This is a genomic window from Ruegeria sp. C5, from assembly GCF_056537605.1.
Map to the genome: position 1 here is coordinate 896,319 of NZ_JBQFRX010000001.1, position 21,153 is coordinate 917,471.

The window sequence follows — 21,153 nt, forward strand, 5'->3', positions numbered from 1 at the left end:
AAGACGGTCGCAAACCTAGAAGACGCAGCGCATCTGGATTTGCAGGTTGGGCAGGCAAGCAGAAAGGTCCAACCGTGAACACACCATATCGTGACACCCGTAAGATTGACCCGACCCGGGGCGCCACCCTCGGGGACGGGACACCGAACGACAATGACAGGATCGAGATCGGACCGACACAGCTTGCCTTCGACGAATGGGCCGCTGCCGGGCTTAGCCTGCCCAATCTAGAACAGATGCGTAAATACCGCTGGAAACGCCTCACTCAGGCCATCGTGCAGCGCGATTGGGGCGGGATCCTGCTGTTTGACCCCCTGAATATCCGCTATGCGACTGACAGCACCAACATGCAGCTCTGGAATACCCATAACCCGTTCCGGGCCGTTCTAGTTTGCGCTGACGGATATATGGTGATCTGGGACTACAAGAACTCTCCGTTCTTGTCGAAATTCAACCCGCTGGTGCGCGAGCAGCGCTCGGGCGCCGATCTGTTCTATTTCGACCGGGGCGACAAGATTGACGTTGCCGCAGATGTGTTTTCAAACGAGGTGCGCGCCCTGATCGAAGAACATTGCGGCGGCAACATGCGGCTGGGAGTCGACAAGATCATGCTGCACGGCCTGCGCGCGCTTGAGGCTCAGGGGTTCGAGGTGATGGAGGGCGAAGAGCTTACCGAGAAAACCCGTGCTATCAAAGGCCCAGACGAAATCCTCGCCATGCGCTGCGCCAGCCACGCCTGCGAGACCGCTGTGGCCGAAATGGAGCGCTTCGCACGTGTCAATGTCGGAGACGGGAAGACATCCGAGGATGACATTTGGGCAGTGCTACATGCTGAAAACATCCGGCGCGGTGGTGAATGGATCGAGACCCGCTTGCTTGCCTCGGGCCAGCGCACCAATCCCTGGTTTCAGGAATGCGGCCCGCGCATCACGCGGCAAAATGAAATCATCGCGTTCGATACCGACCTGATCGGGTCTTACGGCATTTGCGTCGACATCTCACGAACCTGGTGGATCGGCGATCAAAAACCGCGCCCCGACATGATCTATGCCATGCAGCACGCGCATGAGCATATCATGACCAATATGGAAATGCTGAAGCCCGGCGTCATGATCCCGGAACTAACTGCGAATGCCCATCGGCTGGATGACAAGTTTCAGGCACAGAAATACGGCTGCCTGATGCATGGAGTTGGATTGTGCGATGAATGGCCCTTGGTGGCCTATCCCGACAAGGCGGTCGAGGGATCGTATGATTATCCACTTGAACCCGGAATGGTGTTGTGCGTCGAAGCGGCAGTTGGCGAGGTTGGCGGCGATTTCTCGATCAAGCTGGAAGATCAGGTTCTGATCACTGAAGACGGCTATGAAAACCTAACGAAGTATCCGTTCGACGCACAGTTGATGGGGTCTGGCTAAGCGCTATGGCCTAGTTCGACCAGTGGGACCGTCTGACATTACCGTGCCAGTCTTCAGGCGCGGTGAGAGTTGGCGTGTCCTCAGACGTATTGGTCAGCGGCCAGCTTTGTCCCAGTGCAAAACCAATTGCGCCAGTCACGAGAATTGCCAACAGAACTCCGGCGTGGAGTGTCGGGCTTAGCGGTGCAGATGTTGTATGTGCCATTTTGACCTCTGCTTTGGATAAGAAGGATGATTGCAAGTTGGGGTCCAAGAATAAATAAGTAAAATGAATGTTTATATGATCTTACATCACATTTTTTGATTATTCAAAAACCAACCCCAACAAAGCGTTGATGCGACGCGCCAAGGGCTACGTGGTCTCTCCCCCTCACCTTCCCGTTACGCCACTGACACAAGGGTTGAGAGAACCGCACACAGCACACAGTATTGTCGAAACCCGGACCACCAAGGATTCATCATGCCCACCGAACGCATTACTTTCGCCGGTCACGACGGCAGCCAATTGGCCGCGCGCCTTGATCTGCCGGACGGGCCGGTATTGGCAACGGCTTTGTTTGCGCATTGCTTTACCTGCTCTAAGGACATACCTGCCGCACGGCGCATTTCGGCGCGTTTGGCGGCGATGGGCATCGCCGTGCTCAGGTTTGATTTTACAGGCCTTGGCCACTCGGATGGAGAGTTTGCGAATACGACATTCACCTCAAATGTCGAAGATCTGATCGCTGCAGCGCACTACCTGTCCGGCCGCAACATGGCCCCCGCCCTGCTTATCGGCCATTCACTTGGCGGCGCTGCGGTACTGCGCGCACGCGCTGGCATACCGTCGGTCAAGGCGGTCGTCACATTGGGTGCGCCTGCTGACCCGGGCCACGTATCACACCATTTCGAGGCCGCCCTGCCCGAGATTCAGGCGCAAGGCAGCGCAGAGGTTTCGCTTGGCGGTCGCCCGTTCCGCATTGGCAAAGCTTTTGTCGATGACATTTCAGAGGCCGCGCTTAGCCCTGCCGTTTCAGATTTGAAAGCAGCGCTTCTGATCCTGCACGCACCGCGCGATGACACGGTCAGCATTGACAACGCCAGCACCATCTTTCTGGCTGCGAAGCATCCAAAAAGTTTTGTCACGCTGGACGATGCCGACCATCTGATCACGCGCGCCGCTGATGCGGATTACGCGGCGGATGTCATTGCGGCTTGGGTGTCGAGATACGTCAAACTGTGCCCGCCCGCCCCACCACCCGGTGCCCCGGAAGGTGTTGTTCGCGTGACCGAGGCAGACCCGGCAGGGTTCCTGCAAGACATCCAGTCCGGCCCGCGCCACCATGCGGTCGCTGACGAGCCCGCTTCGTACGGAGGAACGGACCGAGGCATGTCCCCTTATGGATTTGTGTCCTCGGGATTGGGCGCCTGTACCTCGATGACCATTCGCATGTATGCGCGGCGCAAGAAATGGCCTCTGACGGGTATCACCGTCGATGTCTGCCACGACAAGGTACACGCGCAGGACGCCGGACTGGCCAGCGATGGCAAGGTCGATCAGTTCCGCCGCAAGATACGGCTACAAGGGCCGCTGGATGCCGCGCAACGTGCTAAGCTATTGGAGATCGCAGATAAATGTCCCGTGCACCGAACCCTTGAAGGCTCGGCCCATATCACGACTGAGCTGCTGGACTGAAAACCACCTTTGTCAGCTTATGATAATGATTGAAGGGGGCTTTTGCCCCCTTTTTCTAACGGCGCCTCGGTGAGGGTCGGTGAATTGGTGGCCGTGCCGTCGGAGGACGCGCCACCGGGGGATGCGGACGCGACGGCGGTTTGGCGATCGGTGGCTTTGGCCGCGGTGGAGGGGTCGGACGAACCGGTCGATCGGGGCGGTCGGGCCGGTCTGGGCGGTTTATGTCAACATCTACATTCACGTTACGGTCGTGGTAGTAATCATTCCACAGCATCGAGTCGTAGAACGGGTCATACCCAACGCCATACCCTACCCCGACGGACACGCCATCGCAGGCGGACAATGTAAACGTTGCAGTACCCAACCCCAGCGCCAGAACAGACCGTTTTAACAGTTTGCGAGTCATCCGAGCCTCCTTACTGCAAAGACCGGAACGACGCGAAAACGGCGTTCAAGGCTTCAACATAAGACGGGTCGGCCCCGTCACGCAGGATCGCAACCCCTATCGCAACACGGTCACGCGGCAGGTCAATCACGGTGGCGGTAAAGTTTACGCCTCGCCCATCCCGATTGCCGGTGCCTCGAATAACGTGGGCTGGCCGCCCACCAATCCTTGTATTGCTGGTGCTGGTCACGGTCGGGTCTTTGACGAGGAATTTGTCGATATCCTCAAGATAGCTCAGCCCGCCCTGAATGCTGGAAACCCGTGATGGTGAGACGAAGCCCATCCAGACATTATCGTCGGTCACCGGTCTGATCCCCATGACGCGCGAAACCGCACGGGCATCGCCCAGATTGGTATCCTCGATTTCACGCGGGCCACCGGTACGCAATGTCCAGAAGTCGGGAACCTCAAAGCGGAACAGGGCGCGTCCTTCATCGGTGTAAGTCACCGGCGTGTCGGCTTGCACAGGCGTTACAGCCAACCAAGTCACGGCACTTGCAGCAAGCACCAAGCTTAACAAAATACGCATATCTCAATAACCTGATCAGTTTTCTGATGTCAGGTTGCCCATGCAGTTTGACTTTGTCCAGCATCCTGTTCTGCAGACAATAAAAAACCCGCGTCCGGAAAGCTCCGAACGCGGGTGTATCTTGCGCAAGAGCGCGCTATCAGGTGCGTGCGTCGCCCAGCAGCTTCCACAGGCCAGGGATCAGCAGAGCGGCCAGCGCCAGCTTGATCGCGTCACCCAGCAGGAACGGTGTCAGACCCCATTCCAGGATCGGCTTGTCCCAGCCATACAGCTGACCCAGCCACAGCAGGCCCGGCACGTAGATCAGCACGTTGGCCAGTACCAGCGCCAGCGCCAGCTTGCCGACCGAACGATCCCAGCCGCGCGCGGCCAGTGCGCCCAGCAGAATGGTCGCCATCAGGTAACCGACCAGATAGCCGCCGGTGCCACCCATCATGTAGGTCAGGCCGTATTTTTCGGCCGAGGAGCCTGCAAACACGTCAAAGCCCAGAGCACCAACCAGCAGGTAACCCAGCATCGTGATCAGGCCAAGGCGCGCGCCATAGGCGGTGCCGATGGTCAGAACGGCGAATGTGCCCATGGTGATCGGAACCGGCCACATCGGCACTTTGATTTTGGCTGCAACAGCCAGAGCAACGATACCCAGGGCAACCAGAGCCACCTGCTTGACGCGCAGCGCCGTCCCCTCACGCGGGCCAAAAGCATTGGCCAGTACGTTTGCGTTCATCTCATTTCTCCACATTCGGACTTATTTGCACATGCAGCAATGCCCGTTCCGGGCCGTTGCTGCAAGATGATTACGCTATCGCAGCGCGTATTTGGTCTCCATTTCATAGGATTTTCGCGGTCCTGATACAGTCCAGCGGACTGTCCAGCGCGGCCATCCTGAGAAATCATAGTCTGCATCATAGCTGTCTGGCGGGCAATCGTGATGATCCTCGACCCGGGTTTGGCCAAGTTTGAGTGCGTGAAAAAACCGATCATCATCAAAATGGATAGCGATCCGATCACCGGCGTCGCGCCAAAGGTATCGACGCGTTCCCGTCATTGCAGGCTGCCCCGGAACACGCAGCGTGACCGTCTCATCATAGACCAACCCTTGGGTATCTTGCCGAAGCTCTGCCTTACCCTCGGCCTGAATGATCTGGCCTGCACGCTCGTCCCGGATGAGGCGGCTCAGGTCCCAAACCCCCTGGAAATCATAAATATTTCTGGGCAGGCTCACTTCAAATAGATTCCGTCAGTTGTATTGCCTGAATCATCCACAAACCGGATGGTTTCACCGCTTTGCTCAACATCATAACAAGCCCAGAAATCCGAAGGCGGCCAGACCGAGCAATAGCGATCATCACGAACAGCCCATCGTCCCGAACTTGGGCGACCTGAAAAGTACTGCGTTTGCATGTTGCTATCGAAGGTCTGGGTGATCCCCTCGCCATAGTCGAGCTTCTTGCCAGCAAGCGCCATCAGAATCTCATCACCCGTCAGTTGCTGAAACTCGTCGGCGGTCACAAATCCGGGCCAAAGCAATAAAATCAGGGCAAACCGTCTCATCCCAGCACTCGCGCCTTGTTCCTTGGTCAATGCGCGGCTAAACCCCGCGCCAACGCCTCATCCCAATCATAAAAAGGTGCTGCCGCCAATGATTCCCCGCTATTCACGCCCCGACATGGTCGCCATCTGGTCACCCGAGAGCAAGTTCCGCATTTGGTACGAGATCGAGGCGCACGCCTGCGACGCCATGGCCGATCTAGGCGTGATCCCGCGTGAAAACGCCGAGGCCGTGTGGAAAGCCAAGGATGTGGAGTTTGATGTCGCCCGTATCGACGAGATCGAAGCCGTCACCAAACACGACGTCATCGCCTTCCTGACCCATCTGGCCGAACATGTGGGTAGCGAGGAAGCTCGTTTCGTGCATCAGGGCATGACCTCCTCGGACGTGCTGGACACTTGCTTCAATGTGCAACTGACCCGCGCCGCCGACCTGCTGATTGCAGACCTCGAAGGTCTGTTGGCTGCCCTGAAACGCCGCGCGATCGAGCACAAAGACACCGTTCGCATCGGTCGCAGCCACGGTATCCATGCCGAACCCACCACGATGGGCCTGACCTTTGCCCGCTTCTATGCCGAGATGGACCGCAACTTGTCCCGGATGCGCGATGCCCGCGCGGAAATCGCCACCGGAGCGATCAGCGGCGCGGTCGGGACGTTTGCGAATATCGACCCGCAGGTTGAAGAGCATGTCTGCGACAAGCTGGGTCTGGTGCCTGAACCGATCAGCACGCAGGTCATTCCCCGCGACCGTCACGCCGCATTCTTCGCCACACTGGGTGTTATCGCCAGCAGCATCGAAAACATCGCTATCGAAATCCGCCACATGCAGCGTACCGAAGTACTGGAGGGGGCCGAGTTCTTCTCGATGGGTCAGAAAGGCTCATCCGCGATGCCGCACAAGAAGAACCCGGTGCTGACCGAGAACCTGACCGGTCTTGCGCGCATGGTGCGTGCGGCCGTGATCCCGGCGATGGAGAACGTGGCGCTGTGGCACGAGCGCGATATCTCGCATTCCTCGGTCGAACGCATGATCGGGCCGGATGCCACTATCACGCTGGACTTTGCACTCGCGCGATTGACCGGTGTAATCGACAAGATGCTGATCTTCCCCGAGAACATGATCGAGAACATGAACAAGTTCCCCGGTCTTGTCATGAGCCAACGAGTGCTGTTGGCGTTGACCCAAGCCGGTGTAAGCCGCGAGGATGCCTATGCCATGGTTCAGCGCAACGCGCTGAAAGTCTGGGAGCATCGCACCGACTTCAAAGAGGAACTGTTGGCCGACGCCGATGTCACCGCCGCGCTGAGCCCGAAAGAAATCGAAGAGAAATTCGATCTCGGCTACCATACCAAACATGTAGATACGATTTTCGCCCGCGTATTCGGCGAATAATTCAAACTCAAATAGTGCTAAAAACTTGGCCCGGTTTGCTCAATGCAGCCGGGCCTTGTGTCTTTGCCAGATTGGCAAAAATCGGTTAATCTGTTGGCACAGTTTCCGCGAAAGGAAAACTCGATGCTACGAACTGCTCTATGCGCAATTGCTCTTATCTGTGCGGGCACCGCCGGATTTGCCTGTAACGGTAACACCAAGCAAACCCAGTCCTGTGCTGAAGGCACAATTTGGGACAGCGAAAGCCAAAGCTGCATGAAAATCGTCAATAGCTGACATTTTTATTTCCTGCTTGTGAATAAAAGCGATCAGTCAATCGTTAGCTTTTTTGAAGATCAAGCTATGATTGTAACAAGTCTCTTTGACAACGGAGTAGGAAAATGCGTCTTGTACTAGCCTCGGCCATCGCTCTTCAGGCCTTTACTTTCGCGCCCATGGCCATTGCTGCGGGTGGTGGGGACAGCAGCCCGCCCAAGCCCACCAACACCACAAAGAAATGCCTGTTTGGCCGCGTCTATGACGAGGCAGCCGGGCGCTGCGTCAAACCCAACAAGACGAATTTCACCGAAGACCAACTGTATGATGTCGTGCGCGAGTTGGCTTACGACGGGCAGTACGAAAATGCTCAGGGCATACTGCGTATCATGGATCAAGATGATGATCGGGTGCAGACCTATTGGGGGTTCACCTATCGCAAGATGGGTGAGCTGAAACTGGCTGACGCATTTTACCAGAAAGCAATTGAATCCAACCCCGACAACATCCTCGCCCGCAGCTACATGGGTCAGGGATTTGTTACCCAGGGCAAGACCGAGTTGGCCATCGCACAATGGCGCGAGATCAAGGCGCGTGGTGGCGAAGGCACATGGGCTGAGACATCGCTGCGCGAAGCGATCAGAACAGGGCTGACATATAGCTACTGAGTTTCAGGGTTTCTTTACCCGACTCTCTATATTCTGCCTGCAACGCGAATGAGGCATTGCAGGCAGATGCAGGACACGAACCTAATGGTGCAGATGACGCCGGGCACGAAACCCCCGGTCGTTGAACAAGACGATGATGCGCCACGTGTTGTGCCGCGCGCCCTCAGCAACCGAGAGAAAGCCGCGGTTGTGGTTCGGCTGCTGCTGAACGAGGGGGCGGATATCCCGTTGGAAGAGCTTCCCGATTCACTGCAGGAACAACTTACCCACCAACTTGGACAGATGGGGTTGGTTGACCGGGTAACGCTGGCCGCCGTCGCACAGGAATTTGCCGATGCGCTGGATGGCGTAGGGCTTGCATTTCCCCATGGGCTAGCCGGTGCTCTGGACGCGGTGAACGGCAAGATCGCCCCAGCCACCGCCGCCCGGCTGCGCAAGGTAGCTGGCGTGAGGCAGATCGGTGACCCATGGCAGCGTTTGCACGAAGTACCCTCAGAAGATCTGGCCGAAATGGCCAAAGCTGAAAGCACAGAAGTCGCCGCCGTTATGCTTTCGAAACTCGAAACCGCCAAGGCTGCCCAGTTGTTGGGCCACCTGCCCGGCCCCACAGCGCGACGGATAACTTATGCAGTCTCGAAAACGGCCAACGTGACGCCCGAGGCGGTTGAGCGGATCGGATGGTCCTTGGCCGCTCAGCTGGATCAACGCCCCGAGCCCGCCTTTCGGGATGGGCCGGGTGAGCGTGTGGGCGCGATCCTCAACCAGTCAGCCGCGGCGACGCGTAATGGTTTGCTGACCGCGTTGGACGAAGAAGACGCCGATTTTGCGGATACCGTCCGGCAATCGATCTTCATCTTTTCGCATGTGCCCTCGCGCATCCAACCCCGCGATGTTCCAGCGATTCTGCGCGGTGTGGATCAACCCGTTCTCATCACGGCGTTGGCCGGAGCCAATAGCGACGAAGACCTCGCCACGGTCGAGTTCTTCCTAGCCAACATGTCCTCTCGCATGGCGGAAAACTTACGGGAAGAAATGGCCGAACGTGGCAAGGTCAAACAATCCGACAGTGAAGAAGCGATGTCGCAGATCGTTGCAGCCATCCGCGCGCTTTTGGACGAGGGCGCGATCGCACTGGTCGAGGCGGAGGAGAATGCAGAATAGTCCGGCAAGGCGCGACCACTTGTGATCGCACGATGGGGCCTGTATGTCTCGTCGCGCAGTTCACAACGCTCAGGTGTCTCTCCCCATGCCCGTCGAAAAGTCGGAACTAAGCCGATTTGAGCTTGGAAAATACTACGTCGCCAACCTGTTTCTGACCGGCGTAATCCGCGGCATGCGCCTGCTGCCATATGAGCGCCGCATCGGAGCGATGGGCGCGATTGTGCGCTGGCTTGCCCCCATTGTCGGGTTTCGAACCCGCGTGCGCCGCAACCTGAAACTCACCTGCCCAGACCTGCCCGAGGCCGAGGTCAAACGCATCTGCCGCGCCGTGCCTGACAATGCCGGGCGCGCGATCATGGAGCATTTTTCAGCCGACGGTTTCATCGAGCGACAAAGCAAGGCCAAAGTATCGGGCTCGGGTGTCGAAGCATTTGATGCCGCCGTGGCGGAAGGGCGTCCAGTGATGATGATCACTGCGCATTTCGGGCACTATCTGGCCGCGCGGGTCGCGCTGCAGGCGCGTAGCGGTAAACCCATCGGCAGCCTCTATCGCCGCATGGCAAATCCATATTTCAACGACATGTATGTCGAGGCATTCTATCAGACCGGGTCGCCCATGTTCGAACAGGGCCGCCGAGGGATGGTCGAAATGGTCCGTTCACTGAAAAGCGGAGGCATCATTGCCATTGTATCCGACCTGCATGCGCATGGTGGTGAGGAGCTGACCTTTTTCGGCAAACCCGCCGTCACCTCGGTGCTGAACGCGGAACTTGCGATCAAATACAAGGCTGTGCTGATTCCCTGCTATGCAGTGCGCCAACCCAACGGGATCGATTTTGAGATCGTCCTGCACGACCCGGTCCCGCATACTGATGCCAAAACCATGACCCAGTTCACCAATGACGACCTGGAAGCGATGGTGCGTCAGCACATGGGACAATGGTTCTGGATTCATCGGCGCTGGAAGTCCTGGAGGGGACTGGGGGTCCAGCCAAAGGATATGCCCTGATCACTTAACCCGCGCTGCGGCCACGATCGGACCATGGCCACTGCGCTGGATCAGAACAACGGCAGGCAATTCCGATGACAATGCTGCGGTGAAACTCTGCGGTGTTTGGCCATCCCAGCGACCGGCAATCTGCCAATTCTCGACCACGTTTGCATAATCCAGATCATGTCCGGCCAATTCGCCACGCCGGATCGAGGTGCGACGCATCGGCGAATACTGCACAATCCGAACATCATAGGTTTCGTCGTCTGGTAACTCGATCGGAACGACATTCATGGATACTTCGTTCGCAGTACGCGTGGCACTGACCTCGGCCTCCGGCGGCGCAGTCAGGTGTGCATCGATTAGCCGGTTCAGTTCAATTGACTTGGCCCCAACCACATCCTGCTGCCCATTCACAACCATCTGCGGCGTATAGATCATCGTCCGCCCGCCTTCACGTGCATAGGCGCGCTGACGATCGGTATGGTCGGGATTGGCGTATTCATCTTTCCAGCCAATGTAGTCCCAATAATCCACATGCAACGCCAGACCGATTACATCATCCCGCTTGGCCAATTCATGCATGATCCGGTCTGCTGGCGGGCAGGACGAGCACCCCTGCGAGGTGAACAGTTCGACCACCACCGGGTCATCCTGCGCCTGAGCCGGGGCAGCAAGAAAGAGTGAAACAAACGCGGTCGCAGCGACTGATCTGAGCATGTTTTCTCTCGATAGAGGATGATTGCCTGAAAGGTTTAAGTCGGAACCGAATAAACTGCCAATCAAGGTTTCTTGAGACCTCAGACACAAGCTTTCGACAAAATGTGTGCAATGGTATACAAAAAACCACCCAAACTGCCCGTTTCACCTTGAAACAACTGGTGTGGTAATGCAGATAACCCTTAGCGAAGCCCGTATTCCAAGTCATTTGAGAGGGAGGCCACAGATGCCCATCAAGGTCGGACAGGACACCGCCAAGACACGCCGCAGCCTGAACGTGAATGGCAAATCCATTTCCTATTATTCGATTCCAGCCGCGCAAGCAGCAGGCTTAGGCGATTTTTCGAATCTGCCTGCCGCGTTGAAAGTGGTTCTGGAAAACATGCTGCGGTTCGAAGATGACGGGTTCTCGGTTTCCGTCGATGACATCAAAGCCTTTGCCGAATGGGGTGCCAACGGTGGCAAGAACCCACGTGAGATTGCCTATCGCCCTGCCCGGGTTCTGATGCAAGACTTTACCGGAGTTCCGGCCGTGGTGGATCTGGCAGCGATGCGCGACGGCATCAAGGGCCTTGGTGGGGACGCGCAAAAGATCAACCCGCTGAACCCGGTCGATCTGGTCATCGACCACTCGGTCATGATTGATGAGTTCGGCAACCCACGCGCGTTTCAGATGAACGTGGACCGCGAATATGAGCGCAACATGGAACGCTATCAGTTCCTGAAATGGGGTCAGAACGCGTTCAACAATTTCCGCGTCGTGCCTCCCGGCACCGGAATCTGCCACCAAGTAAACCTGGAATACCTGGCGCAGACCGTCTGGACAGACACGGACCAAAGCGGCGAAGAAGTCGCTTATCCCGATACACTTGTTGGTACTGACAGCCACACCACCATGGTCAACGGCATGGCCGTTCTGGGTTGGGGCGTTGGCGGAATCGAGGCCGAGGCAGCGATGCTGGGTCAACCGATCTCGATGCTGATCCCCGAGGTTGTGGGTTTTGAACTGACCGGTTCGATGGTCGAAGGCACAACGGGAACTGACCTTGTCCTGAAAGTCGTCGAGATGCTGCGCGAGAAAGGCGTGGTTGGTAAATTCGTTGAATTCTACGGCGAAGGTCTGGACCGCTTGCCCTTGGCCGATCGCGCAACCATTGCCAACATGGCCCCCGAATACGGCGCGACCTGTGGTTTCTTCCCGATTGACGGCGAGACCTTGCGCTATATGCGCAATACTGGACGCGACGAAGACCGCATCGCATTGGTCGAGGCCTACGCCAAGGAAAACGGCTTCTGGCGCGATGCCGATTACGCGCCGATCTACACCGACACTCTGTCGCTGGATATGGGCACAATTGTTCCTGCGATCTCGGGCCCGAAACGGCCGCAGGATTATGTCGCACTAACCGACGCCAAGGCCGCATTCACCAAGGAAATGGCCGAGACCTTCAAACGCCCGATGGGCAAACAAATAGAGGTCAAAGGCGAAAACTACGGCATGGAATCGGGCAAAGTCGTGATCGCCTCGATCACCTCCTGCACCAACACGTCGAACCCGTATGTGATGATCGGCGCGGGCCTCGTTGCACGTAAAGCCGCCGCGCTGGGATTGGATCGCAAACCGTGGGTAAAGACCTCATTGGCGCCCGGCTCGCAGGTTGTGTCCGCCTACTTGGAGGCTGCAGGTCTTCAGGAAGATCTGGACAAGATCGGCTTCAACCTTGTTGGCTATGGCTGCACCACCTGTATTGGCAACTCGGGTCCGATCCAAAGAGAAATCAGCGAAGCGATTGCCGAAGGCGATCTTGTTGCCACTTCGGTGCTGTCAGGCAACCGCAACTTTGAAGGCCGCATCTCGCCCGACGTGCGCGCCAACTATCTGGCTTCACCGCCGCTGGTGGTGGTTTATGCTTTGGCTGGTACGTTGGACATCGACCTGACCTCGGAACCGATTGGACAGGATCAGGCCGGCAACGATGTCTACATGAAAGACATCTGGCCGACCCAAAGCGAAATCGCCGAATTGGTTGAGGCAACCGTGACCCGCGAGGCGTTCCAGTCGAAATATGCCGATGTCTTCAAAGGCGACGAGAAATGGCAGGAGGTCGAGGTTCCACAACAGGAAACCTATGATTGGCCACCGACGTCAACCTACATTCAAAACCCTCCCTATTTCCAAGGCATGGGGCCTGAGCCGGGCACGATCTCGAATATCGATGGTGCAAAGGTTCTGCTGATCCTGGGCGACATGATCACCACCGACCATATCTCGCCCGCCGGTTCCTTTGCGACAACGACACCTGCCGGGAAGTATCTGACGGATCGTCAGGTTCAGCCGCGCGAATTCAACTCGTATGGCTCACGCCGTGGCAACCACGAGATCATGATGCGCGGCACCTTCGCTAATATCCGCGTTAAGAACGAGATGCTGGATGGCGTCGAAGGCGGTTATACAAAAGGCCCGGATGGTGAACAAACCTCGGTCTACGAAGCATCGATGGCCTATCAGGAGCAAGGCACCCCGCTGGTCGTCTTTGGCGGCGAACAGTACGGTGCAGGTTCGTCACGCGACTGGGCGGCCAAGGGCACAGCTCTGCTTGGCGTCAAGGCAGTGATCGCCGAAAGCTTTGAGCGCATCCACCGTTCAAACTTGGTGGGCATGGGCGTTATACCGTTCGAATTCACCGATGGTGATACCCGCAAGACACTGGGTCTGAAAGGTGATGAGACCGTATCGATCCACGGGTTGGATTCAGTTGAGCCCCTGCAGGAAGTGCCCTGCACCATCATTTACGGAGATGGTACCGAAAAGACGATCACCCTGAAGTGCCGCATCGATACCGCGCCCGAGATCGAATACATCGAAAACGGCGGTGTGCTGCAATACGTGCTGCGCAATCTCGCAAAAGCGTCATAAATCAGCAGGTTGATATCCAACCTCAGCCCCCGGCCCTGCGCCGGGGGTTTTGTTTTCTGGCCATTTATTCAAAAATCTGAAACTGTTGAGCAAGACAGTCTTCGGAATTCCATCACCATGAAAAAGCCCAACGCCCTACTGGTTTGCTCGCTTAGCGTCATCGCCGTGATCGGGATCTGGGGCGTCGTCGATATCGAAAGCTTGGTGACTTGGGCCAACAGCATCGTGCAACAAACCTTCCACAGTCGCGGTTGGTTCGTGATGCTCGCGGCCTCGGGCATGTTGATCGGGTGTTTGGTTCTGGCTTTTTCGCCCTATGGCAAAATACGTCTGGGCCGAGATGATGAAGAGCCCGAGTTCTCGACCGCCACCTGGATCTCAATGCTGTTCTCCGCAGGAATGGGCGTTGGACTGCTGTTCTGGGCGGTCGCCGAGCCCCTGACCCATTTCAACTTCATCTCGGGCATGGCACCCGACTATGTCGCCGCGCAGCAGGCGATGCTGGCAACAAACTTCCATTGGGGCCTGCACGCCTGGGCGATTTACGGTTCGACCGCGCTGACCATCGCTTATTTCAGCTTTCGGCGCGGGACAGGCATGATGGTCAGTGCACCGATCAAAAGCCTGTTCCCAGGAGAACGCTGGGCCGAGCGGGTCGGGTGGCTGTCGGATTTCATGGCCATTGTTGCAATCTCTATCGGTGTTGGCGGTTCAATGGCCATGGGCGTGTTCCAGGTTGCGGACGGGATTGCGGTTCTGGGTGGCCGGGAAACGGTTGGTGCCCTTCTGATCGGCGTTGTTTTCCTGGCGATGGTCGCAGCCTACATCCCTGCTCTGTTAATCGACCTTGGCCAAGGCATGGCGCGCTTGTCGAATGCGGCAATGCTGATCGCGATCTGCCTTGTGGCCTACACAGTGGTCCTCGGGCCTACAGAGTATCTGTTGAACACTGTGGTTCAAGGGTTCGGCGATTACGTCACCAATGTCATCCCTCGGGGCTTTCAGACCTTCACCTTCTTCGGCGATGACGTCACCAAATGGTTCAGCGACTGGACTCTCACCTATATGGTCTGGTGGATCGCCTGGGGACCTTTTGTTGGTGTGTTTGTCGCGCGTATCTCTCGCGGTCGCACGATCCGGGAATTCGTGATCGGAGTACTCTTTGCGCCCACACTGTTCTCGATCCTTTGGTTCGGTGCCTTCGGCGGCATCGGTCTGTTCGAGGCGCTCAACGGTGCCGGAGAACTGCTGGCCTATACGCAAACAAACATCGAGCGTGTGACCTTCGCCCTGCTCGACCGTTTGCCCTTATCGCAGATCACAATACTTGCAACCGTAGCGGCGGCGTTTCTGTTCATCGTAACCAGCGTTGTAAGCGCGGCCTTTGTGCTGGGTACATTCTCGTCCCAGGGGTATGAAAACCCGCCCCCGCGCGTGCGGCTGATCTGGGGTGCATTGCTGGGCTTGTTGAGTGTCGCGATGATCCTGTCGGGTTCGGTGGAATCGGTCAAAGTCCTGATCTCACTCGGGGCGCTGCCCTTTGTGTTCATCTCGGTTCTGCTGATGGTCTGCCTGTTCCGAGGACTACGAGAAGAGGGGCTGAGCCATGCTGATCGGTGATCTGACGGATACGCTTATGAATCTGACCACCTTTGCATTCATCGGCGCGATGATCTGGATTTTGGTCCGTAAGTAACGGCTTGAATCCCGGCCATTTTACCGATTTCCTACGATTATGGACAAAGTCGCATTGATAACCGGCGGTGCACGCGGAATTGGGCGTGCAATCGTCGAAGACCTCAGCCGTGATCACCGCGTCGCGTTTACTTGGCTGTCGAGCAAACCCACGCCCGAGCTACTGGGTGGGGATGTTCTGGCCATACGCTCCGATCTATCTGCGCCCGACCAGCCGGCTATCGTGATTTCGCAGGTGATCGAGAGGTTTGGAAGGCTGGATGTGATCGTCAACAATGCCGGCCTTGTGAAATCTACCCCCAAAGAGGAATTTCGGGCCGAGGACCACCGCGCCATTCTGGATTTGAACCTGCTGGCCCCCGCCGCATTGTTGGCTGCTGCGCTACCACATCTGAAACGCGACGCCTCAATCGTCAGTATCTCATCCATGAACGCGGTCTTGCCGCCTCGGGATGCGGTGACCTATGGGGCCAGCAAGGCCGCCCTGAATCTATGGACCCACGCCATGGCAAAGGAGCTTGGGCCAAAGGGGATACGCGTTAATGCAGTCGCGCCGGGTGCGATCAACATCCCCGAAGCGCCTCGGTCAGAGGAGTTGACCGCGCTGTTTGTCAAAGAAACCGCTTTAGATCGCGCGGGAAAGCCCGAGGATATCGCCAAAGTCGTCAGGTTTCTGGCGTCCGATGCCGCATCCTTCATCACTGGTGAGGTTCTGGGCGTCACCGGTGGCTATCGCTTATGAGCCACCTGCGGCTTTCTCAAGTGCTGGGCGGATCGTGCTTTCGATCACCCGCTGAGTGACCGGACCAGCCCAGCGCAGGATGATCGTGCCCTCACCGTCGATCACATAGGTTTCGGGCACACCGTAGACGCCCCAGTCCAGCCCCATGCGGCCCTGTTCATCCCGACCGATACCGGCATAGGGATCGCCCAGTTCGGCAAGAAATCCTTCGGCGTTGTCCAGTTGATCTTTGTAGTTGATACCATAGACCGGGATACCCTCGTCAGACAGAGCCTGCAGATTGGGGTGTTCGACGCGGCATGGTGCACACCAACTGGCCCAGTAGTTGACCAGCTTGACCTCGCCATCACGCAGTGTGGCATCATCGAAGCCCGGTTTGCCCGCGAACTCGGTCAGTACAACCGGCGGTGCTGGCTGACCCTCGCGCGCCGAGGGCAAGGCGTTGGGATCGTCACGGAACATGCCGATGCCCGCGAGCACAGCGAAGGCGCCGAAAATCAGCGGAGGCGCGATCATCAGGGGCGAAATCTTAGCCATTGCGTGACATCCTTTGTTCAACCTTCTCCATCTCGGCCCGTACCTTACGGCCCCGGATCACGCTGAAACCCACCAATGCGATCAGAAGTCCGATTGATACGACATAGGACCACAAGACGGTATCGGCATATTTTCCAAGATCAGGCATCACCCGCTCACCCTTTCACGCGCCATAAGCGCCTTGGTCCGGCGGGCGCGAATTTCTGTGCCCGTACGATAGAAGACCAGCGCAATGAACAGCAGTACAAAGCCGATGATGCAAAGCAGCAGTGGATAGAAGTAGATATTGCTTACCTTCTCCTCAGTATCCGTGCCTGTGATCGCCCCGGCGCGCATCACCGAAGCCCCCTGATGCAGCCCCTGATTCCAGAAGTTCACCGCATACCGGCTGAGGAACGCAAAGACAGAACCCACAAGGCAAAGGACCGAGGTCAGGTCAGCCGCGGTGTCCGGGTCTTCGATGGCTTCCCACAGGGCGACATAGCCCAGATAGAACAGGAACAGGATCAGGAACGATGTCAGGCGCGGGTCCCAGGCCCACCATGTCCCCCACATAGGCTGCCCCCAGATCGCTCCGGTGGCCAATGCGATCAGCGTCATCACGATGCCAATGGGCGCAGCGGCGCGGGCAGCCAGCGCACTGACATGGTGGCGACGCACCAACCAGACCAGCGAAGTTGCCAGCATCATCAGCCAGCAATTGATCGCCATCAACGCGGCAGGTACATGCAGGTAGATGATCTTTACGGTCGAGCCTTGCTTGTAGTCATCCGGGGTGAAGAAAAAGCCCCAGATCAATCCGACGACCAGACAAAGACCTGAGCTGATCCAGAAGAACGGAAGGACCCGTTCGCTGGTCGCGAGGAACTTACGCGGGTTGGCGTATTCCCAAAGGGCATTGGCTTTGGCTGCGATTGTCATGGGCTCTATCTAGTCCGAGTCGGCGTGGTTCTCAATTGACCTCAGTCAAGCTTTGTGGCCATCACCTAAGATTGATGCGCAGTACCGCTGCGCTGGCAAAGGGTAAAAGTGCGACCGTTGCGGCGGTAATCCCTGCCAGCATTAGCAGGGGCGTTTGCGTCTCCATGCCTATCGCACCGCGTCGGGCGACCTCGGCTCCGAAAATCAAAGTCGGTACGTAGAGCGGCAAAACCAGAAGCGACAGTAGCAGACCGCCCCGTTTTAGACCAACAGTAAGGGCCGCGCCAAAGGTGCCGATAACGCTCATCGCCGGAGTACCGAGGAGCAGTGAGATCACTAGCCACGAAAACCCGGGTACAGGCAGGTTTAGCAACACGCCTAGGAACGGCGCGGCCAGAACCAGCGGCAATCCGGTGGTTAGCCAATGGGCTAGCGCTTTGACGGTAACAACTGATTCCAACGGAAGCGGCGCGGTCGCGAGCAGATCAAGCGAGCCGTCTTCCCAATCCAGCGCCAGAAGGCGATCAAGTGACAGCAGACACGCCAAAAGCGCGCCCAGCCAAAGAACACCCGGTGCGATGGTCGAAAGCAGCGAAGATTGCGGGCCAACCGAGAATGGCACCAGAACGGTGACGATCAGGAAGAAAGCAAGACCGAGACCAAAGCCACCCCCCGCACGGAAGGCCAATTTCAGATCACGCAGCAATAAGGCGATCACAAGAAACCTCCGTCGAAATCGTCGATGGGCTTGGGCTTGGCCTTGTTGGGGCCAACGTCCAGAACCTCTCCGTCCAATCCAAGATCAATATGGGTCGCAATCAGGGCCGAACCACCCTGCCCCAGATGCGCGCGCACCGCATCCGCAAACATCTGCACGGCGTGACGATCCAGCGAGACCGTCGGCTCGTCCAGCATCCAGATCGGGCGGCCAGTAACCAACATACGCGCCAATCCCAGACGCCGTTTCTGCCCCGCCGAAAGGTTGCCCGCATGGCGGTCAGCCAACTCGTTCAGTTCAAACGCATCAAGGGCGTGCTGGATATCACGGGTGCCAAAGACCGACGCCCAGAAGTTGAGGTTTTCGACGACGGTCAGGGTCGGTTTTAACCCGTCGGAATGGGACGCGTATGCGATCTGGTCTTCTGCCCCGTCGATTTGCCCTGCCAGTGGCGGTTGCAGGCCCGCAAGCGTACGCAGTAATGTTGTCTTTCCGATTCCATTCGGCCCCCGCAGGATCAGTGCCCTTCCTGCCTCAAGCGAGAAGCTCAGCCCTTCGAGCACGGGAACTCCGCCGCGTGCGATGGCCAGTTCGGTTACCTTTAAAGTCATGAAGCCCGCTTAGCGGATTGTGCGTGTGGGCAAAAGGTCGGAATTGCCGCAGAGCGGCCGGTTGGATCGCAGTGAGGGGCCAGCCCCTCACACTCCCTGGGATATTTTTTGCCAGAGCAAGAACAGATCCTCAGACCGGGATCAGCGCAAGCGCAATGCGGCGGCCTTCGGAAAGCAGCACGTTGTAGGTGCGGCAGGCCGCCGGAGAGTTCATGATTTCGACACCCAGACCTGCCTCTTCCAATGTGGTGCGCAAGTCGGCTGGGATGTGGGTCAGTTCTTTGCCCGTACCGATGAACAGAACATCGACATGTTCGGACAAGGCCAGCAGGGTCTGGGCGTCGGAGTAACCCGCCCAAGCCGATGTACCGGTGGGGCCGGTCAGGACTGCCCCATCATGAACCTCCCCGCCTATCCGAAAGAACCCGGGGCCATAGCCATCAACCGGCTGAGCGTTTGTATATGTGATCTCGTTCAGGCGCATGTACAGGGTTCTAGCCCCAAAGCGGCAGGCCGGACAAGGCCGCTGTTGCAATCACCAGATAGGCTGCAGCGCGGTAGAGGTTCTCGTACTCGGGTCGGAACATCCAGCCCCCCAGCCAGTTGCCCGCGATGTTGGGAACCGCAAGCGCAAGGCCCAATCCGATGCTCGCGATCGAAAGACGCCCCATCCCGCCAAGATATCCGAGGATCAGCAAATCGAAAGCAAACAGGAACAGCAGGATCGTCGCGCGGATGATCTCAACCGGTAAGGGCCGTGACATATAAAACAGGATGACAGCAGGCCCCGGTATCCCGGCTACCCCGCCAAGTAGCCCTGCAGCCCCGCCGATCGCAGCAACCATGCCACGCGATACCGCTCCCCGGTAGCGCAGACCAAAAACCAGAACGGCCAGCATCGACAATGAAATCAGGCTGACGATATAGCGGAACACTTCGGGATCGGTCCGGGTCAGCAGCCATAAGCCAACCGGTAGAAGTAGCGCGCACCCGACCAAAAGGCGCATCAGATCTGCCTTGTCAACAACCGTCCATGCGCGGCGCAGGTTCGGGATCGGGCCAAATATGTCCATGACCGTCAGCGCGATGATGGCACCGAAGGGGCCGAGATACGGGCTGGCGATGGGCAGGAAGATCAGGGCCGTCCCAAAGCCGGAGAACCCGCGCACGATGCCCCCAACAAAGGCGGCGAAAATAATAACGGCCAGACCGGTTGGGGTCTGGCCGAAATACTCAGGCATCAATGTTGGCAAACTGGTTGCTCGCCGTATTCGACGGCTTCGACCAGTCGCGCTTGACCCCCAGCCACAGCAGGATGGTCGAGGCCACGAAGACCGACGAATAGGTCCCGACGATCACGCCCCAGATCATCGCGAAGACAAAGCCTCGGATCACGTCTCCGCCCAGTACATAGAGCGAGATCAGCGCCAGCAGCGTGGTCACAGAGGTCATCACCGTCCGGCTGAGCGTTTCGTTGATCGAGATGTTCAGCACCTCTTTGAGGTCTTTCTTCTTATACTTCCGCAGGTTTTCGCGAACCCGGTCGAAGACGACCACGGTGTCGTTCAGCGAATAGCCGACGATAGTCAGTAGAGCGGCGATGATCGCCAGGTCAAAACGGATTTGTAGTTCCGAGAAGATGCCGATGGTCAGGATCACGTCATGCACCAACGCGGCGACCGCCCCGAGTGCGAACTGCCATTCGAACCTAAGCCAGATATAGACAAGCACTGCGCCAATCGCCAAGGCGACCGCAATGACCGCGGTCTGGATCAACTCACCCGAAACCTTGGGGCCAACCGATTCTACCGAGACGAACTGGATATCCGGCGCGGCGACGGTCAGCGCTTCTTCGACGGCTGTGACGGTTGCGGCCGCCACAGCTTCGGCCCCGTCCTGTGCCTGAATGCGGATCATCGCGACGTTTTCATCCTCGCCAAAGGTGGGATCAAAAATCTCGGTGATAGTCACATCGCCAAGCTCAAGCGGCGCGATGGCGTCGCGATAGGCGCCGACGTCGATCTCTTGCGCGCTTTGGGTCCGGATCGTGGTGCCGCCGCGAAAGTCGATGCCGAAGTTCAGCCCTTGCAGCAGGAATGACGTGAATGCGATCACCATCATCAAACCCGAGATGCCCAGCCAGACCTTCCAACGGCTAAAGAAATCGAACGAGGTGTTTTGGGGTACGAGTTTCAGTCTCATG

General features: G+C 57.6%; 24 protein-coding genes. 9 read left to right on the forward strand and 15 right to left on the reverse strand.

Annotated features, from left to right (window positions below):
• The first annotated feature begins 74 nt into the window (after nt 1–74).
• Nucleotides 75–1,418, forward strand: coding sequence for a dimethylsulfonioproprionate lyase DddP (dddP, locus tag ACR0AW_RS04545; protein WP_170733391.1), 1,344 nt, complete (start codon nt 75–77; stop codon nt 1,416–1,418).
• Between the two features lie 10 nt (nt 1,419–1,428).
• Here the strand turns inward: dddP and ACR0AW_RS04550 are convergent, their stop codons facing one another.
• Nucleotides 1,429–1,623 carry a hypothetical protein gene (locus ACR0AW_RS04550; RefSeq protein ID WP_170396424.1) on the reverse strand — a complete coding sequence of 65 codons (195 nt, stop codon included), beginning with the start codon at nt 1,621–1,623 and terminating at the stop codon, nt 1,429–1,431.
• 255 nt (nt 1,624–1,878) lie between these two features.
• Between ACR0AW_RS04550 and ACR0AW_RS04555 the strand changes: the two genes are divergently transcribed.
• Nucleotides 1,879–3,093, forward strand: a complete 1,215-nt coding sequence (locus ACR0AW_RS04555) for a bifunctional alpha/beta hydrolase/OsmC family protein (RefSeq protein WP_170422256.1) — start codon at nt 1,879–1,881, stop codon at nt 3,091–3,093.
• Nucleotides 3,094–3,148: 55 nt separating this feature from the next.
• Here ACR0AW_RS04555 and ACR0AW_RS04560 read toward each other — a convergent pair whose 3' ends face one another.
• The 5 genes from ACR0AW_RS04560 to ACR0AW_RS04580 all read right to left on the reverse strand — a co-directional run bounded on the left by ACR0AW_RS04560 (nt 3,149) and on the right by ACR0AW_RS04580 (nt 5,621).
• Complete coding sequence (locus tag ACR0AW_RS04560) at nt 3,149–3,499, reverse strand: hypothetical protein (protein WP_170511970.1); 351 nt, start codon at nt 3,497–3,499, stop codon at nt 3,149–3,151.
• Nucleotides 3,500–3,509: 10 nt separating this feature from the next.
• Nucleotides 3,510–4,067 carry a hypothetical protein gene (locus ACR0AW_RS04565; RefSeq protein WP_170733392.1) on the reverse strand — a complete coding sequence of 186 codons (558 nt, stop codon included), beginning with the start codon at nt 4,065–4,067 and terminating at the stop codon, nt 3,510–3,512.
• 139 nt (nt 4,068–4,206) lie between these two features.
• A complete protein-coding gene (locus ACR0AW_RS04570) occupies nt 4,207–4,794 on the reverse strand; it encodes a biotin transporter BioY (RefSeq protein WP_170396416.1) in 588 nt (195 codons plus the stop codon).
• A 75-nt stretch (nt 4,795–4,869) separates the two neighbouring features.
• Entirely contained in the window at nt 4,870–5,292 is a 423-nt protein-coding gene (locus tag ACR0AW_RS04575) for a DUF6314 family protein (RefSeq protein ID WP_170626642.1), read from the reverse strand.
• Nucleotides 5,289–5,621 (reverse strand): hypothetical protein, encoded by a 333-nt coding sequence (locus ACR0AW_RS04580; protein ID WP_170733393.1) that lies wholly within the window; start codon nt 5,619–5,621, stop codon nt 5,289–5,291. Before ACR0AW_RS04580 ends, ACR0AW_RS04575 begins: the two co-directional genes overlap by 4 nt.
• A gap of 88 nt (nt 5,622–5,709) precedes the next feature.
• Here ACR0AW_RS04580 and purB point away from each other — a divergent pair, with 88 nt between their 5' ends.
• The 4 genes from purB (at nt 5,710) to ACR0AW_RS04600 (ending at nt 10,107) form a co-directional block, all read left to right on the forward strand.
• A complete protein-coding gene (gene purB, locus ACR0AW_RS04585) occupies nt 5,710–7,014 on the forward strand; it encodes an adenylosuccinate lyase (protein ID WP_170396410.1) in 1,305 nt (434 codons plus the stop codon).
• 380 nt (nt 7,015–7,394) lie between these two features.
• Complete coding sequence (locus tag ACR0AW_RS04590) at nt 7,395–7,937, forward strand: tetratricopeptide repeat protein (protein WP_170733394.1); 543 nt, start codon at nt 7,395–7,397, stop codon at nt 7,935–7,937.
• Between the two features lie 84 nt (nt 7,938–8,021).
• Nucleotides 8,022–9,098, forward strand: coding sequence for a FliG C-terminal domain-containing protein (locus ACR0AW_RS04595; RefSeq protein WP_170733501.1), 1,077 nt, complete (start codon nt 8,022–8,024; stop codon nt 9,096–9,098).
• A gap of 85 nt (nt 9,099–9,183) precedes the next feature.
• Complete coding sequence (locus tag ACR0AW_RS04600; RefSeq protein ID WP_170396406.1) at nt 9,184–10,107, forward strand: lysophospholipid acyltransferase family protein; 924 nt, start codon at nt 9,184–9,186, stop codon at nt 10,105–10,107.
• On the opposite strand, the gene ACR0AW_RS04605 is transcribed toward ACR0AW_RS04600, so the two are convergent.
• Nucleotides 10,108–10,809, reverse strand: a complete 702-nt coding sequence (locus ACR0AW_RS04605; RefSeq protein WP_480438673.1) for a DUF1223 domain-containing protein — start codon at nt 10,807–10,809, stop codon at nt 10,108–10,110.
• A 226-nt stretch (nt 10,810–11,035) separates the two neighbouring features.
• On the opposite strand from ACR0AW_RS04605, the gene acnA reads away from it, so the two are divergent.
• From acnA to ACR0AW_RS04620, 3 genes are all read left to right on the forward strand, one after another.
• Complete coding sequence (gene acnA / locus ACR0AW_RS04610) at nt 11,036–13,726, forward strand: aconitate hydratase AcnA (RefSeq protein WP_170733395.1); 2,691 nt, start codon at nt 11,036–11,038, stop codon at nt 13,724–13,726.
• 117 nt (nt 13,727–13,843) lie between these two features.
• A complete protein-coding gene (locus ACR0AW_RS04615) occupies nt 13,844–15,346 on the forward strand; it encodes a BCCT family transporter (RefSeq protein ID WP_170733396.1) in 1,503 nt (500 codons plus the stop codon).
• A gap of 115 nt (nt 15,347–15,461) precedes the next feature.
• Complete coding sequence (locus ACR0AW_RS04620) at nt 15,462–16,163, forward strand: SDR family oxidoreductase (RefSeq protein ID WP_170733397.1); 702 nt, start codon at nt 15,462–15,464, stop codon at nt 16,161–16,163.
• Here ACR0AW_RS04620 and ACR0AW_RS04625 read toward each other — a convergent pair.
• From ACR0AW_RS04625 to secF, 8 genes are all read right to left on the reverse strand, one after another.
• Nucleotides 16,158–16,700 carry a DsbE family thiol:disulfide interchange protein gene (locus ACR0AW_RS04625; protein ID WP_170396396.1) on the reverse strand — a complete coding sequence of 181 codons (543 nt, stop codon included), beginning with the start codon at nt 16,698–16,700 and terminating at the stop codon, nt 16,158–16,160. The genes ACR0AW_RS04620 and ACR0AW_RS04625 overlap by 6 nt on opposite strands.
• Complete coding sequence (gene ccmD, locus ACR0AW_RS04630) at nt 16,693–16,848, reverse strand: heme exporter protein CcmD (protein ID WP_037321536.1); 156 nt, start codon at nt 16,846–16,848, stop codon at nt 16,693–16,695. The genes ACR0AW_RS04625 and ccmD overlap by 8 nt, the downstream gene beginning before the upstream one ends.
• A complete protein-coding gene (locus tag ACR0AW_RS04635) occupies nt 16,848–17,621 on the reverse strand; it encodes a heme ABC transporter permease (RefSeq protein WP_170396395.1) in 774 nt (257 codons plus the stop codon). The genes ccmD and ACR0AW_RS04635 overlap by 1 nt, the downstream gene beginning before the upstream one ends.
• A gap of 61 nt (nt 17,622–17,682) precedes the next feature.
• Complete coding sequence (ccmB, locus tag ACR0AW_RS04640; RefSeq protein WP_170733398.1) at nt 17,683–18,339, reverse strand: heme exporter protein CcmB; 657 nt, start codon at nt 18,337–18,339, stop codon at nt 17,683–17,685.
• Entirely contained in the window at nt 18,336–18,950 is a 615-nt protein-coding gene (gene ccmA / locus ACR0AW_RS04645; RefSeq protein ID WP_170733399.1) for a heme ABC exporter ATP-binding protein CcmA, read from the reverse strand. The genes ccmB and ccmA overlap by 4 nt, the downstream gene beginning before the upstream one ends.
• A 130-nt stretch (nt 18,951–19,080) precedes the next feature.
• Nucleotides 19,081–19,434, reverse strand: a complete 354-nt coding sequence (locus tag ACR0AW_RS04650; protein ID WP_170626639.1) for an Mth938-like domain-containing protein — start codon at nt 19,432–19,434, stop codon at nt 19,081–19,083.
• Between the two features lie 10 nt (nt 19,435–19,444).
• Nucleotides 19,445–20,191, reverse strand: a complete 747-nt coding sequence (locus ACR0AW_RS04655; protein ID WP_170597973.1) for a TSUP family transporter — start codon at nt 20,189–20,191, stop codon at nt 19,445–19,447.
• Nucleotides 20,184–21,152: a protein translocase subunit SecF gene (gene secF / locus ACR0AW_RS04660; protein ID WP_170733400.1), complete on the reverse strand. Its 969-nt coding sequence runs from the start codon at nt 21,150–21,152 to the stop codon at nt 20,184–20,186. Before secF ends, ACR0AW_RS04655 begins: the two co-directional genes overlap by 8 nt.
• Nucleotide 21,153 lies beyond the last annotated feature (1 nt).

Excerpts from the sequence above, each read along its gene's own strand:
- ACR0AW_RS04550 (WP_170396424.1), bottom strand. The coding sequence starts at position 1,623 with ATGGCACATACAACATCTGCACCGCTAAGCCCGACACTCCACGCCGGA.
- ACR0AW_RS04555 (WP_170422256.1), top strand. The coding sequence starts at position 1,879 with ATGCCCACCGAACGCATTACTTTCGCCGGTCACGACGGCAGCCAATTG.
- ACR0AW_RS04560 (WP_170511970.1), bottom strand. The coding sequence starts at position 3,499 with ATGACTCGCAAACTGTTAAAACGGTCTGTTCTGGCGCTGGGGTTGGGT.
- ACR0AW_RS04565 (WP_170733392.1), bottom strand. The coding sequence starts at position 4,067 with ATGCGTATTTTGTTAAGCTTGGTGCTTGCTGCAAGTGCCGTGACTTGG.
- ACR0AW_RS04570 (WP_170396416.1), bottom strand. The coding sequence starts at position 4,794 with ATGAACGCAAACGTACTGGCCAATGCTTTTGGCCCGCGTGAGGGGACG.
- ACR0AW_RS04580 (WP_170733393.1), bottom strand. The coding sequence starts at position 5,621 with ATGAGACGGTTTGCCCTGATTTTATTGCTTTGGCCCGGATTTGTGACC.
- purB (WP_170396410.1), top strand. The coding sequence starts at position 5,710 with ATGATTCCCCGCTATTCACGCCCCGACATGGTCGCCATCTGGTCACCC.
- ACR0AW_RS04590 (WP_170733394.1), top strand. The coding sequence starts at position 7,395 with ATGCGTCTTGTACTAGCCTCGGCCATCGCTCTTCAGGCCTTTACTTTC.
- ACR0AW_RS04595 (WP_170733501.1), top strand. The coding sequence starts at position 8,022 with ATGGTGCAGATGACGCCGGGCACGAAACCCCCGGTCGTTGAACAAGAC.
- ACR0AW_RS04600 (WP_170396406.1), top strand. The coding sequence starts at position 9,184 with ATGCCCGTCGAAAAGTCGGAACTAAGCCGATTTGAGCTTGGAAAATAC.
- ACR0AW_RS04605 (WP_480438673.1), bottom strand. The coding sequence starts at position 10,809 with ATGCTCAGATCAGTCGCTGCGACCGCGTTTGTTTCACTCTTTCTTGCT.
- acnA (WP_170733395.1), top strand. The coding sequence starts at position 11,036 with ATGCCCATCAAGGTCGGACAGGACACCGCCAAGACACGCCGCAGCCTG.
- ACR0AW_RS04615 (WP_170733396.1), top strand. The coding sequence starts at position 13,844 with ATGAAAAAGCCCAACGCCCTACTGGTTTGCTCGCTTAGCGTCATCGCC.
- ACR0AW_RS04620 (WP_170733397.1), top strand. The coding sequence starts at position 15,462 with ATGGACAAAGTCGCATTGATAACCGGCGGTGCACGCGGAATTGGGCGT.
- ACR0AW_RS04625 (WP_170396396.1), bottom strand. The coding sequence starts at position 16,700 with ATGGCTAAGATTTCGCCCCTGATGATCGCGCCTCCGCTGATTTTCGGC.
- ccmD (WP_037321536.1), bottom strand. The coding sequence starts at position 16,848 with ATGCCTGATCTTGGAAAATATGCCGATACCGTCTTGTGGTCCTATGTC.
- ACR0AW_RS04635 (WP_170396395.1), bottom strand. The coding sequence starts at position 17,621 with ATGACAATCGCAGCCAAAGCCAATGCCCTTTGGGAATACGCCAACCCG.
- ccmA (WP_170733399.1), bottom strand. The coding sequence starts at position 18,950 with ATGACTTTAAAGGTAACCGAACTGGCCATCGCACGCGGCGGAGTTCCC.
- ACR0AW_RS04650 (WP_170626639.1), bottom strand. The coding sequence starts at position 19,434 with ATGCGCCTGAACGAGATCACATATACAAACGCTCAGCCGGTTGATGGC.
- ACR0AW_RS04655 (WP_170597973.1), bottom strand. The coding sequence starts at position 20,191 with ATGCCTGAGTATTTCGGCCAGACCCCAACCGGTCTGGCCGTTATTATT.
- secF (WP_170733400.1), bottom strand. The coding sequence starts at position 21,152 with ATGAGACTGAAACTCGTACCCCAAAACACCTCGTTCGATTTCTTTAGC.